The 13,631-nt window shown below is 61.7% G+C and carries 13 protein-coding genes and 1 pseudogene; 12 read left to right on the top strand and 2 right to left on the bottom strand.

What is annotated here, in order from left to right:
- Positions 1–37: 37 nt before the first annotated feature.
- Positions 38–1,855 carry a bifunctional isocitrate dehydrogenase kinase/phosphatase gene (gene aceK / locus O1Q03_RS26760; RefSeq protein WP_269507042.1) on the bottom strand — a complete coding sequence of 606 codons (1,818 nt, stop codon included), beginning with the start codon at positions 1,853–1,855 and terminating at the stop codon, positions 38–40.
- Positions 1,856–2,170: 315 nt separating this feature from the next.
- Here aceK and O1Q03_RS26755 point away from each other — a divergent pair, with 315 nt between their 5' ends.
- From O1Q03_RS26755 to O1Q03_RS26745, 3 genes are all read left to right on the top strand, one after another.
- Positions 2,171–3,247, top strand: coding sequence for an MBL fold metallo-hydrolase (locus O1Q03_RS26755; protein WP_269507041.1), 1,077 nt, complete (start codon positions 2,171–2,173; stop codon positions 3,245–3,247).
- 71 nt (positions 3,248–3,318) lie between these two features.
- A complete protein-coding gene (locus O1Q03_RS26750; protein ID WP_269507040.1) occupies positions 3,319–5,103 on the top strand; it encodes an SWIM zinc finger family protein in 1,785 nt (594 codons plus the stop codon).
- 29 nt (positions 5,104–5,132) lie between these two features.
- Positions 5,133–5,387 carry a DUF6429 family protein gene (locus O1Q03_RS26745; RefSeq protein WP_269507039.1) on the top strand — a complete coding sequence of 85 codons (255 nt, stop codon included), beginning with the start codon at positions 5,133–5,135 and terminating at the stop codon, positions 5,385–5,387.
- Between the two features lie 227 nt (positions 5,388–5,614).
- Here the strand turns inward: O1Q03_RS26745 and O1Q03_RS26740 are convergent, their stop codons facing one another.
- On the bottom strand, positions 5,615–6,112 hold the full coding sequence (locus tag O1Q03_RS26740) for a tetratricopeptide repeat protein (RefSeq protein WP_442865857.1): 498 nt from the start codon (positions 6,110–6,112) through the stop codon (positions 5,615–5,617).
- Here O1Q03_RS26740 and O1Q03_RS26735 point away from each other — a divergent pair.
- The 9 genes and pseudogenes from O1Q03_RS26735 to O1Q03_RS26695 all read left to right on the top strand — a co-directional run.
- A complete protein-coding gene (locus tag O1Q03_RS26735; RefSeq protein WP_269507037.1) occupies positions 5,999–6,901 on the top strand; it encodes a hypothetical protein in 903 nt (300 codons plus the stop codon). The two genes, O1Q03_RS26740 and O1Q03_RS26735, sit on opposite strands and share 114 nt — an antisense overlap.
- 5 nt (positions 6,902–6,906) lie before the next feature.
- Positions 6,907–7,224, top strand: coding sequence for a hypothetical protein (locus tag O1Q03_RS26730; RefSeq protein ID WP_269507036.1), 318 nt, complete (start codon positions 6,907–6,909; stop codon positions 7,222–7,224).
- A 73-nt stretch (positions 7,225–7,297) separates the two neighbouring features.
- On the top strand, positions 7,298–7,627 hold the full coding sequence (locus O1Q03_RS26725; protein ID WP_269507035.1) for a hypothetical protein: 330 nt from the start codon (positions 7,298–7,300) through the stop codon (positions 7,625–7,627).
- 94 nt (positions 7,628–7,721) lie between these two features.
- Positions 7,722–8,087, top strand: a complete 366-nt coding sequence (locus O1Q03_RS26720) for a hypothetical protein (RefSeq protein ID WP_269507034.1) — start codon at positions 7,722–7,724, stop codon at positions 8,085–8,087.
- A 44-nt stretch (positions 8,088–8,131) separates the two neighbouring features.
- Entirely contained in the window at positions 8,132–9,199 is a 1,068-nt protein-coding gene (locus O1Q03_RS26715) for a hypothetical protein (protein ID WP_269507033.1), read from the top strand.
- On the top strand, positions 9,196–9,525 hold the full coding sequence (locus tag O1Q03_RS26710) for a hypothetical protein (RefSeq protein ID WP_269507032.1): 330 nt from the start codon (positions 9,196–9,198) through the stop codon (positions 9,523–9,525). The genes O1Q03_RS26715 and O1Q03_RS26710 overlap by 4 nt, the downstream gene beginning before the upstream one ends.
- Positions 9,526–9,634: 109 nt before the next feature.
- Positions 9,635–12,670: a LysM peptidoglycan-binding domain-containing protein gene (locus O1Q03_RS26705; RefSeq protein ID WP_269507031.1), complete on the top strand. Its 3,036-nt coding sequence runs from the start codon at positions 9,635–9,637 to the stop codon at positions 12,668–12,670.
- Positions 12,671–12,674: 4 nt separating this feature from the next.
- Entirely contained in the window at positions 12,675–12,911 is a 237-nt protein-coding gene (locus tag O1Q03_RS26700) for a hypothetical protein (RefSeq protein WP_269507030.1), read from the top strand.
- A gap of 179 nt (positions 12,912–13,090) precedes the next feature.
- Positions 13,091–13,631 (top strand): annotated as a pseudogene (locus O1Q03_RS26695) (IS30 family transposase); the annotation flags it as partial.

The raw sequence follows: 13,631 nt of genomic DNA, 5'->3' as shown, positions 1-13,631 counted from the left end.
AAATCGGGTCGATAACGGGTTCGAGGTACTCGGGGCGTCAGGCGGCGCGCTGCGCGTCGCCTTCGGCGTCATGGGCGTGCGTCGCGTCGAAGCGCGCGGGATAGCGCACTTGAAACCGGATCGACGCGTCGTACGGGTAAAAATCGGGCAACTCGCCCTGCAGCAGCTTGTCCTTGCTCGCCTGCCACAGCGCGGGTTCGAAAAAGTCCGCGTGATGCTTCATGAATACCGCGCGCACGCGCGGGTCGCCGAGCAGGAACGGTCCGTAGGTTTCCGGAAAGATGTCGTGCGGGCCGACGGTATACCACGGTTCGTCGGAAAGCTCGTCTTCCTCGTGGCGCGGCGGCGGCACGCGCCGCACGTTGCAGTCGGTCAGGTATTCGATTTCGTCGTAGTCGTAGAACACGACGCGGCCGTGGCGCGTGACGCCGAAATTCTTGTACAGCATGTCGCCCGGGAAGATGTTGGCCTTCATCAATTCCTTCACCGCGTTGCCGTATTCCTTCACGCCGTGCTCGATGTCGGCGTCGCTGCCGTTCTGCAGGTACAGGTTCAGCGGCGTCATCCGGCGCTCGATGTACAGGTGCTTGATCACGAGATTGCCGTCCTCGTATTCGAGCAGCGACGGCACTTCCTTCTCCAGTTCGCGCACGAGCGCGTGGTCGAGCCGCGCGAGCGGCAGCGCGACGCTCGAATACTCGAGCGTGTCGGCCATCCGCCCGAGGCGGTCGTGGCGCTTCACGAGCTGGTACTTCTCCATGATCTGCGCGCGCGTCGTTTCCTTCGGCGGCGGGAAGTGATCCTTGATGATCTTGAACACGTACGGGAACGACGGCAGCGTGAACACGAGCATCACGAGGCCCTTGATCCCGGGCGCGATGATGAAGCGGTCGCTCGAATGCGACAGATGGTGCAGCAGGTCGCGGTAGAACAGGTTCTTGCCCTGCTTCTGCAGCCCGACCGACGTGTAGATCTCGGCCTTCGGCTTGCCCGGCATGATCGTGCAGAGGAAGTCGACGTACGCGGACGGCACGCCCATGTCGACGAGGAAATACGAGTGCGAGAAGCTGAAGATGATCTGCAGCTGGTCGCGGCGCAGCAGCACGGTGTCGAGCGCGAGCACGCCCGGGCGCACGTGGCGGATCGGCACCGCGAACGGCACCACGCGATCGGCGTTGATGATGCGGCCGACGATGTACGCGCTCTTGTTGCGGAAGAACAGCGACGACAGCACGTGGATCTGGAAATTCGGCGCTTCTTCGAACTGGCCGAATTCGTCGGTGATCGCCTGCATCACGCAGCCGACGTCGCGCGCGAGATCCTCGAACGGCGGCTCCAGCTGGAAATTCGTGACGATGCGCTCGAGCGTGGCCGCGAGCCCGTCGGCGGCCGGGTAGTACGCGCGATAGGTCGGCTTCGCGGCCGGTTCGTCGTTCTCGAGATACTCGGTCGAGATCGCGGGCCGCACGAAGATGAAATCGTTGCTGAAATACGAGCGGTGCAGGATCTTGCAGCACACCGAATTGAAGAACGTTTCCGCGCATTCGGGCTGCCGATGCGACGTGAGCAGGCCGATGTAGTGCAGCTTGATCTGCTGCCAGACCTCGTTGTCGATGTCTTCCGCGACGTATTCGTCCTGCAGCACTTCGACGCATTCCTGCACGCGATCGTCGTATGACGTGATCCGCTCGCGCGCGAGCCGCTGCAGTCCGTGCCAGTCGCCGCGCTCGAACAGCGCCTTCGCGTCGACCGCCGCTTCGCGGAAGATCCGGTAATGGCGATCGAAGTTTTCGAGCATCGTCTGCGCGACGTCGAAACCGATCTGCGACGACAGCAGTTTGGGGAAGTGATTCATTGCGTGCAGGCTCGTTCAAGAGGGGCTGTAAGCAGTCGCCATTTTAGCGCCCAAGTCGGCGATTCAAAGACTTTCGCGGTGCGGTACCGAGCGTCGTCAACGCGCAGGTTGTTCGACGTTCAGTGCCGTTCGGTGCATCTTCGCGTAAAGATACGGGTACGGAACCGATTCTGGCACGAACTTTTTTTGACCGGTGAGCGGGCGCCCGGCACGCGTTTCGCGCGACGGCGATAGAATCGACGCGATGCTTGGCGCGGCGCTTTCGCCGCCGTACCGGCGACCGTACTGCAACGATAACGACGAGACACCCCACCGATGAACGCACTGGAACACCAACTCGACTATCCCTTCGCCGACACGCTGCCCGCCGCGGGCGACACGTTCGAGGTCGCGCCCGGCGTGTGCTGGCTGCGCATGCCGCTGCCGTTCTCGCTCGACCACATCAACCTGTGGCTGCTGCGCGACGAGATCGACGGGCAGGCCGGCTGGACGGTCGTCGACTGCGGGATCTCGTCCGACGCGATCCGCACGCACTGGGAACAGATCTTCGACCGGCATCTCGACGGGCTGCCGGTGCTGCGCGTGCTGGTCACGCACTGCCATCCCGATCACTTCGGTCTCGCGAACTGGCTGTGCGAAGGTGGCGACAAGGGCCGCTGGAACGTGCGGCTGTGGATGACGCTCGGCGAGTACATGTTCGGCTGCCTGATGGCGGCCGGCAACGGCTCGAACGCGGGCGGCGCGGCCGCGGCCGATCACTTCGCGCGTCACGGGCTGACCGATCCCGTCGCGCTCGACAAGCTGCGCAGCCGTCGCAGCTACTACGCGGATCTCGTGCCGGCCGTGCCGCCGCGCTACCGGCGCCTGCGCGAAGGCGATACGGTGAAGATCGGCGCACGCACGTGGCGCGTCGTCACCGGCTACGGCCATTCGCCCGAGCATTGCGCGCTCTACAGCGAAGCGGACGGCGTGCTGATCTCCGGCGACATGGTGCTGCCGCGCATCTCGACGAACGTGTCCGTGTTCGATCTCGAACCGGAAGCGAACCCGCTCGCGCTCTATCTGGAATCGCTCGGCCGCTACGAGACGATGGCGCCCGACACGCTCGTGCTGCCGTCGCACGGCAAGCCGTTCCGCGGTGTGCGCACGCGCATCGCGCAACTGCGCGCCCACCACGACGCGCGGCTCGACGAAGTGCGCGTCGCGTGCGCGGAGAAGCCAGCGAGCGCGGCCGACATCGTGCCGATCATGTTCCGCCGCCGCGAGCTCGACATTCATCAGATGACGTTCGCGCTTGGCGAGGCGCTTGCGCACCTGAACCTGCTGTGGCTCGCGGGGGAGCTCGTGCGCGAGCAGGGCGACGACGGCGTGCTGCGGTTCGCACGGGCCTGAGTTTTCCTGTTGCGGGAGCGGGTACAGGTCGTTCATCATTGCCGCTTCCGCACCGATACGCCTCATCAGCCATGCTACGCAATGTCGGTCTCTCCGACCTCATCACGCTGTCGGCCATCCGGACACTGGCCGACCCGAAATCCTTCGAACGCGGTCAAGCTTACTATCGCGACGGCGTCGTTTCGCGGTTGACCGAACGCGATGGCGAGCTGTCGGCGACCGTGCGCGGCACGTATCGCTATCACGTCGCATTCGCGGTGGGCGACGACGATACGCTGGACTATGCGTGCAATTGCCCGGTCGGCGACGAAGGCGCGTTCTGCAAGCATGCGGTGGCGGTCGCGTTGTCATGGCTGGAGAACCGCGGCGAAACGGCGTTTCCCGACGAGGCGCCCGAGCCGGCGCGGCCGAGGCGCACGCGCAAGACGCACGCGGAGCTGATTCGCGATCATCTGGAGGCGCTCGACGAGCACGCGTTGCGACGCTGGTTGCTCGACGCGGCCGAGCGCGACCGGTCGTTGCGCGACAGGCTGCTGTTTGACGCGCGCGCCGCAAACGCCGACGACATCGCGAGCCTGCGCGCTGCCGTCAGGCAAATGGCCCGCGTGTCGCGGCCGCTGGGCTGGGACGAAGCGCACATTTTTGGAGAAGGGCTGTTTGAACTCGCCGACATGCTGCGCCGACAACTGGCGGGCGCTCATGCCGCGCAGGTCGTCGAGCTGGCCGAGCTGGCGATAGCCGACGCGGAAGCGAGCCTCGAACAGATCGACGACTCGGACGGCAGCGTCGCGCCCGGAATCGGCGAACTGGCCGCTCTGCATCTCGATGCGTGCATTCAGACACGGCCGGATCCGGTGAAGCTGGCCGACCGGCTGTTTCGCCTGCAGGCCGAAGGCCAGTGGGATACGTTCCGCGATGTGCTGCCGGCCTATGCGGAGGTGCTGGGCAACGCCGGATTGAGCCGTTATCGAGAGCGGGTCGAGGAGAGTTGGGCCGTGCTGCCCGCGCGGCCGGCGAACAAGCGCGACGAGTACGCACATGACACGGTGCGCCACAATCTGGAACATGCGATGGAGACGCTCGCGAAACATGACGGCGACGTCGACGCGCTGATACGCATCTGGTCGAAGGATCTGTCGGCGTCGTACCGGTACGCGCAGATCGCGGAATTGTGCGCGGCGCACCGGCGTTTCGACGAGGCGCTGGCGTGGGCCGAACGCGGGATGCGGGAAATGAAGGATGGGTGGGACGATCGCCTGCTGGGCTTCTGCATCGACGAGTATGTGCGTCGGCGAGCGTTCGATCGGGCGGATGAACTTGCGTGGCAGCGCTTCGCGCACCATCCGACGGCTGACGCATTCCGTGCATTGGTGAAGGTCGCGAAGGCGACCGGCCGAATCGATGCGGTGAAAATGCGCGCGATATCGCATCTGCATGAGCTTATCCGCGAGCGGGAAAAGACCGGACGTTCTGGCGCGGGCGCGCGGCGCTGGGAGCCGTCGCCGCGTACCGAACTGGTGAAGCTCCTGCTCGCGGAGCGGGACGTCGACGCCGCGTGGGACGCGTTTCAGGGCGGTCCGGTCGAGTCTCTCCTATGGCCGACGATGGCCGCGGTGCGCGCGAAGACCGATCCGGAGGATGCGATCGCGCTGTATCACCGCTATCTGCCGGTCGCGCTCGACCATGGCGCGGGCAGTGCGCGGTACGACGAGGCGTTCGGTGTGGTGAGAGAGATTCGTGCGCTGCGGGTTGCACATCGTCAGCAGGCGGTATTCGACGCGGAACTCGAAGAGATTCGCAAGGCCTACCGTGCGAAGCGCAACTTCATCAAGCTGCTCGCGAAGCTCGACGCGTGATCCGGACGGGATGAAAGGAGGGTATCGACATGAACATCGATCTGCAGGCCATCGACGACGCCGTGCTCGCGCTCCTTTATCTGACGCTGCACGACGGCAATCGTGCGTGGAAAAGCTTCGATTGGCACGCGTTGAATCGATTGCATGAGCGCGGGCTGATCGGCGATCCGGTCAACAAGGCGAAATCCGTGGTCTTGACCGACGAAGGCTTGCGAGCATCGGAGCGGCTCTTCGCTCGGCTGTTTGGCGCATCGGCCGATACGCGGACGGACGAGCAATCGTAATCTTCACTCACGCCCGGGTCGGCGTGGCAGCAGCCATGCGCCCTCCGAAAATGTGTGACCCCCTTCGCGCGCGGCGTGCACTGCACGGCACGCCGGCGAAAACACTTTTGGGAATGGTTGGTGGTTTACTTTGGCTGGCGTCCGGTATGAGGAATGCGCGCGTAATGCAGCAAGCGCGGCGCGGAGCGGCAAGCGACGGGCGAGGGCGCCGTCGCTTGCGCGCCACGTCACGCGCCGCGTCCGGCGCGCATCGACAGCGCTTGCGCGAGGGTCCTGCCGTCAGCGCCCAGCGGCCGGTCGAGTGCCGCCTGCCGGATCTCGTCGGCTTTCCGTTCATCACCGGTCCGTGCCGCGAGCAGGCTTTCTGCCAAGGCCGCGGACAGGCACGCGGCGTCGAGCCGTCGCGCAATTTCCGCATGACGTTTCGCTTCGTCGATGTGGCCTTCGTGGATGCAGACCACCGCCAGGCCGCCATGTGCGTCTGCGAAGCCGCGATCCAGCGCCGCCGCGCGTTCGAATCGGGTGCGCGCGGCATCCGGAGCGCCATCGAACAGGTGGCTCCACGCGGCGGCGGCCCAAGCACCCGCATGGACGTTCAGTATGTTCGCCGCATGGTCCAGCAATTCGCGGGCGGCTGCGAAACGCCGCTCCGACAGTTCGACGAGACCCAGGCCGAGCGTCGCGCGCGCGCTGTCGGGGTTAAGCGCGAGCGCACGCCGAAACAGCTCGCGTGCCGGGCAACGGACGCGGCCGCTTCACGCTCAAGTTCAGATGCTACGTTCATGCGTTTTATGGAGACGCAAGGCTCGCAACCGATTGGTGGGTTGATGGCAAACGCGGCAATCCAAGCTACGGGAAACACCGCATATGCAGCGGCCATTGCTGATGCGGCGGGGCCACTCGATGCGCTGTGGGCACCGACTGGAGGACGTTTCAATTCAGTCGCGAGTGTGCGTCGCGGGCAGCCTGTACTCGAGAATGTGGGCCCATCGGCGACTTTGGCCCGTATCGAGTCGAGATTGGGAACTTCGTCCAGAGAGGTTGGCTTTATCGTTGATTCCGCTTCCGGAAACATACTAACGGCCGCGAGGCAACCTTATGGTCAATCAACTGCAAGTTTCAAGTTTGGGCCGGAGCAATGGGCACTGGCGGAAGGGAACTGGATTACTCACAATCATCCGAGTGGTCTGACGCTGGGAATCGAAGATCTTGCAGGTGCGGTGTCATCCGGTGCACGTGGAATTCGCGCTTCGACGGCAGTCGGCACATATGAATTAGCTTTTGACCGATCGTTTGGTGCTGCGTATCGTGGCGATTACGCTGGGGCATATGGATTTTTACACGCCCAGACGAACGAAATCGGAAACGGCATCATAGCGGATATCCGATCTGGGGCGATGGTGGTTCCGCAGGAACTGCAAGGAGCACAGCGTCGAGGGTTCCTGGCGGACGAAATGTGGATCCGTTTTTCGTCCCAAACGCCTAACCTTAAGTACAATTTTTATCCAAGGTGATATCAATGAATCGCAAACTTCCTGGAAATCTGGAAGCGGCAGCAAAAAGTGGCCTTGAATTGCTCGATGAGAAAGGTAGGAGAGAAGTATCCATAATTGCGGTTTTCAATCCACACATGAGATATGAAACTGACTTTATGGCGGTGATTGGGAAAGGATTGGGGATTGTTGATCGGAAGAATATTGATTTGCTGCGTGATATTGAAAAAAATCATTCCGATCAGCTTCATTTTTTGGAGCTGCAAGATGGAGGGATTGACACCGAGGCGGCTATGAGAATCGTCATGGCAGCTATTTCGCGAGAAGCGTTAAAAAAGGTCTAGTTGTCGCTTGCCGAGCAGTGGCGATTGTCGCGCATTGTAGTGCGCTAACTTTGGTGCAATCGCGGCGGACACGATGGCCAGCGCGAAGCAATCGAAGATCACGGCGCAAGGCACGAATCCGAATGCGCCGGGATGGCGGCCGGCATCGTCGTGGTTCAACTACGACGTCAATGGCAACCTGAAATCGACGTACGACGACGGCGGAAACCAGCCGGGCAACGGACGGGCCTTTACATACTGGACGGACCTGAGAGGGCAGGTACAGCGGCGAGACGAACTGGTCAACGTGCGGGTAGATGGCAACGGGAGAATCGTCGGGGCGGCGGGGGATCGCAAGCACAACTACTACTATCTGAACGGCAACCGCCGTGCGATTGCCATCGCCGCCGTATTCGAACAGTGATTCGGTCTGCATACCCAGACACGGAACACCCACACCCAAGCCTCGGTTTCAATGTCGATGGGCTGTACATTGGACGTACCCTCAAGTGAAGCAGATGAATACGACCATTGACCAATTTTTCAAGCTCGCGGCACATGCGGAATTCATAGCTGAGAATGCTATGGACCAACCACTTGAGCCAGCTTTAGAGGTTGTGCTGCGTTTTGTGCAGAATCATCTTGATCAACGTTTCGAGTTCGTAAATGCATTCCTCGACGTGCTCCGCGACCCAGAGAAAGGGCCGCCGGAGTTAGTCGAATATTGCATGCACGAGTTGAAATGGCCTGAGGTGCGTGAGGCTATTCAAGCTTGGCTAGATAGCGAACGTAGTGAACGGGTGCGCCACATTCTTCGCAAGCAGTTGCTCGCATTTGACGAAAATTGGAATGACGCGAACTTCTATGATCGCTTCAAGCCGTAGAGAAAGCGCCCGCGAAAGCGGGCGTTGTTGCATCTACGCTCGATATGTCAGAAAAGTCGTCCCGCGACGTGTTGCCGCTCGTCGTCTTCGAAGTGCATTGTGCGGATTCCGCCGATCGCGCGACGCAGCCAGTCGTCGGCAATGACTCGATGTTCGTCGTTCGTGACAGCTGCCGTGGACGCGCGCAATTGCCGAATTCCGGGTCCGGCCATCGCGGTGCACCGAGCAGTACACGTACGATGCCAGGTTGGTGCGTGCGGGCGGTGGGGGAGTTTATTGCCGATCCGCTTATCGAAGTGGGGAGGCAGTATCGGGATCTGGCTACTGCGGCGACGGGAGCAACAGGCGGTTGGCGCAGTTCGTTTGCACAGCAGATCTCGGATGGTAGCTATGGCGAGGCCGTGCTGATCGAACTTGGCACGGTGGCTGGGGCGGTACCAATGGCTGGGGCTGCGCTCAAGGGGCTCGGATGGGCCGCGCCGGCGGCAGGTCCGATGGTTGATGCGTATGCGGCGAGAACCGGCATGGTGCTCAATGCCGTACCGAAGAGTATTGGCAATGTCGGAAGGACTAGCACAGCGAATTACTTGTCGCGGTTCAGCCCTACCGAGTTGGACGCTCTGCGGACTGCTGGGCTCTCTGACGTTGAGATTGCGCGCCATGTCGAGCTGAGTGGTGATGTGCATCTCTTCCGTGGCACCTCGCCTGGTTGGGTCGGGTCACTCGGTGCGCAGGCCACAGCCGTTTCGGCGACCACTGATCCGTCCATTGCGACGGTGTTCGCTCTTGAGGCGCGTGGTCAAGCAGGCCAGGCGGTGGTTCAGTTCGGCCCGCGGTCAAGCATCGGCACTTTCGATTTGGGTAACTGGATGGCTGCACAAGAGCGCGAGGTTGGTGTCCTAATGAGCTCCAAAGACTTCGCAGCAAGAGCGCCTAGTTTTGTTCCGGTGGACACTGCTCGCCAAGTGCTAGGCGAATTGGGCATGCCGAAGTTACCGTACACCGTGGCAAGTCCGAGCGCTCGCAGCATGCTGCTCGATGCAGTGCCGAAGATGACGCCCGAGCAAGTTGCTGAATTCATTCAACGAATCAACAAGACAGGTCTGCGATGAACAGCGTTGAATTTTACGTACGAAATGTGCTGACTAGCCCTGCGGGGGAAACGCTGGTGATCGGCGTTCCGAACAACGGAGAAGCGCTCGCGCTGGGTGCTCGATTTGGGGTTAGGTACGAGGTCAGTCGCGACGATGTCATGAGCGGCACTCCGAACCCCGTGCGTTTGAATAGCGTCGACATCGATTTGGTGGTCGAGAAAATTGACGTGATGCGCCAGAACGTGCAGCAGGTATCCCACGGCGTGACGGCTGCGCTCTCGTTATCTGGCTCCGGCCTAGAGCACGTAACGGTAGGGTGTTTCCTGCGCACGAAAGAGCAGTAGTCAGTGGATGTGCTGTTGTGCATCGAGCCGTCACTGGGCCGGCCCCCGTCGGAAGCCTCGTTGTAGACAATGTGCAGACCGCCAGTCTCGGGAAGCGGATTCCGTTGCGTTGCGCACTCAACAGGCAATTGCCGGGGCAACGATCAGATACTGCCGGTCCGGGCTTCGTAGCGGGTTCGTGGCGCCGGAGATTCCGTACAGCGGCAATGCGGCGCTGTGCTGGTACGAATACGACGCGCTGAACCGCTTCACTGTGACGATGGGCAGCTTGTCCGGCGAGCGTCCGGTCGATCCGAACGACGCCAGCGTGTCGATCGTGCCAGGCCGTGCTGGCGGCGAGGGTGTACGGCTCGGCTACAACGCGGCGGGCGAGCGGGTGTTGGCAGTTTATGCAAAGGACGGCCGCACCGAGCAGTACACGTACGATGCGAACGGCTATCTGGAGACGCAGTCCATCAACGGCGTGGGGGCGCAGGCGCGTACCAATGACCTGCTGGGGCGGGCAATCCGGGTGGTGGAGCGACGTCCGGACAATGGGCAGGTCGTGTCGGACGTCACGCGCTCATGGGATGCGGACAGCATCCTGCTGTCGGAGCGAGACCGGGTGGCGGGCAACACGACGACCTATACGCGGATGGCGGACGGCACGGTCGCGAGGGTCGACGTGAAGCCGGATGACGTGAAGGGTACCCGCAGCTCATTCGTGTACGAATACGAGTGGTGGGACGGTGCGAAACAATCGAAGATCACGGCGCAAGGCGCGAATCAGAATGCGCCGGGATGGCGGCCGGCATCGTCGTGGTTCAACTACGACGTCAATGGCAACCTGAAGTCGACGTACGACGTCGGGAATCAGGGCAACGACGGCATTGATCAGATTGACTACGTGAAGGAACTGGCCGGCAAGCTGCAGAAAGGGAACGATAGTCAGTTCAAGGTATTCACGCCGGTGGGGACGGCGGATTTCGACGAAAGCTTCATGACGATCAACGGGGTGTACCCGGGCACGAGTCCAGGAGTGTGGACGGTGCGGGACGGCGATTCGTTGAAGTCGATCGCATCGGCGTTGTGGGGTGACGAGACGCTGTGGTACGTGCTGGCGGACGCGAACGGGCTGAAGAGCACGGACGAGCTGAAGGCCGGGCGGCTGCTGACGGTGCCGAACAAGGTAACGAACGTGCACAACACGGCGAGCACATTCAAGCCGTATGGCCCGGGCAAGGCGATCGGGAATACGCAGCCGACGTTGCCGGATCCGCCGCCGCCGCCGGGTCGTGGAGGCGGGTGCGGCGGGTTCCTGCCGGTGATTGCGATTGTGGTGGCGGTGGTTGCGACGGTGTTCACGGCGGGGGCATTGACCGCGCCGGCGGGGGCGTCGTTCAGCGCGATGATGTCGGCGGGCGGCACAGCGCTGACTGGCGGGGCGGGTCTGGCGGGGGCGGGTGCGGCAGCAGTCGGCGGAGCGGTGGGGGCTGCATCGGCGCAAGGGGTGATGATCGCGGGCGGTGCGCAGAACGGATTCGACTGGAAGGGCGTGGCGCTGGGGGCGGTTGGCGCAGGCGTGACGGCGGGGGCGGGCGGCGCGCTGGGCGCGGTGAACAACGTGCAGACGGCGGTGGCGCTGGGTGCGGCGCGATCGGTGGCGACGCAGGGCATTGGCGTGGCGACGGGATTGCAGCATAGTTTCGACTGGAAGGGCGTGGCGGCCAGTGCGATTGCGTCGGGGGTAGGATTCGAGGCAGGACGAGTAATCGGTTCGTCGGTATCCGGTATGCGTCCGGATGTGGGGCGGTTCATAACAAGGGCGGGCTCAGGCGCGGCCGCAGGTCTGGCGAGTACGGTGGTGCGGGGCGGGAGTCTGGGGCGCAATGTCGGGGCGATCGCGATCGATGCGGTGGCGTCGTCGGTTGGCAATATGGTGGTGGACCAGATAGCGGACCGGCCAACCTCGACCGAATTGCGCACTCAGCAAGCGATCGCGGCGATGAACGGGCAGATCCTGCCAGGTGGCGCAGGCTCCGCCGGGACGGGCTTCGTACCCGCCAATGCGTCGTATATCCGGTTCGAAAACAGTCCGCAAGCCAGCGCGCCAATGGCACTGGCGAATTACGACTCGCCTGCGGGCATTCAACAAGCGAGGGCACAGCGCATTGCTGAGCTGCAATTGCTTGCAGAGCAACCTCTCGACCAGGGATTCTCTGGGGTACAGGTTCTGATCGAAGGTGTCGGGTCGACTGGCGGGCCGGTCCTTCAGCCGGCCGCTGAGCTGGGCACGATTCGAAATCTGAACTGGTTCGAGAGCCAGTTGGCCTTTAATCCGGTCGCGCAGGCAGCGCAAGGTTTTGTTGACCAAGGGCTAACGCTGGCGAGCGGCGCTTGGAACGTCGTGTCGCATCCGGTGAATACGGTAGCCAGGATCGGCGGGCACTACGCGAACGCCTATGAAGCTGGCAACCTTGGCGGCACGATTCTGCGCGACGCAAGCGGTATCGCAGCCGGTGTGGTGAAGGGCGCGCTCAGTCCGATTGATGCGCTGTATCGCCAAAACGAGGCGGGCGGAGCTTACCGACTCGGCGGGTCCATGATGGATGCGGCTCTCTCGGCGGCAACCCCCGGTGCCGTGAGCGCAGCAACCCGTTTAGGCGGAGCAGGACTTGAACGTGGTGTAGCGATCTTTGGACCGACGTTCGATAGGGCCGCAAACAGCTTCTTGGCGAACAGGGGCATGTTGCTACATTCCGCGCCTGAAAACGTATTCCAGACCGGGGCTCGACAGGTCCTTGATCCGAACTCGATGAAGAGCTGGGATGCTGCGGAGAGCGCTTACGATGCCATTCGTGCGAGTAATACAGATGTTCTGGCAATTTCTAAGAACACCGGAATTTCTGAAGTAAAAATTGCGCGAATCAAAGATCATGTATTCTTCAATAATCACACGCTTGACTCAGGCGTGCGACGGTTTGATGCTGATCCTGATATTGTGAACGCTTGGGATCGGCTAAAGACCGGAGATTGGGTGGGATCCGATCTCGATTTATTGCAGCACGAGCGTTTCGAATCTAGATTCGAGGCGTTCTATAAGTCTGATTATCGGACGGCTCATGATGCAGCCATTCGATCTGGTCGTACTTGGATGCCGGAGTAAAGATATGGCTTTCTATGTGAAGATTGAGAAAATTGACGAAACCGAACTTATTGCCAAATATCGATTTGGAGATGCTGGAGAAAAGTATGGTGAGTTCGAAATTGATAAAAAAACGGGTGAAGTTCATTTGCTTGCCGGCCTGGATGGAGACCGGGGGCATATATTTAATCGTGCGGCGGTCAAAATCATGCGTGAGTGGAAGCTGGGGAGATTGCCGAGTATGACTGAATGGGCTTCTTAAGTAGTCAAGCCTCTATCGTTTTCAGCGCGACATTTTGCATAAAATCGATCCATATCATCGTTTATTTACGCGTCCTCGTTTCTCCCCCGGCCGGGGAAAAACGATCTCCCTCTTCAATTCTTGCCCGGGCGGCCTCAAATCTGAACTGCAACACTCTCGCCAGCCGGTAAAGTCCGCGAATGGCAAAGAGCACGTACCAACAACTGCAACCTGAAGAACGTATGCGAATCGATTTCTGGCGGGACGAGGGATTGAGCTTGCGGGCGATCGCCCGCAAGCTCAATCGTGCACCCTCGACGTTGAGTCGCGAGTTGGCCCGCAACGCGCAGACCAACGGTCTGTACTGCCCACGTGTAGCCCAAGCGTCTCGCAACGCCCGACGGCAAGCCGCCCGACCGCCGTTGAAGCTCGCACGCGATTCGGTTCTTTGGGGGTGTCGTTTGCCAGCGCTTGCGCGAATGCCAGTGGTCGCCTCAGGAGATTGCCGCTACCCTGAAGCGCACCTTCCCCGACGATCCGAGTCTGCACGTGTCCCACGAAACGATTTACAACGCCATCTACGCCCAGCCTCGCGGTGAGTTGCGCCGCGAACTGATTGCCTGCCTGCGCCAGCACCGCAACAAACGCCTGCCGCGATCGCGCGGCACCGATCGGCGAGGGGCGATTCCCGACATGGTCAGCATTCACGTGCGACCGCCCGAGATCAACGACCGCCTCATG

The sequence above is a fragment of the Burkholderia sp. IMCC1007 genome (assembly GCF_027257875.1).
In the GTDB taxonomy this organism is placed as follows: domain Bacteria; phylum Pseudomonadota; class Gammaproteobacteria; order Burkholderiales; family Burkholderiaceae; genus Burkholderia.
Note: the sequence above shows the minus strand (reverse complement) of the source record. Positions and strands in the feature narration are given on the sequence as shown.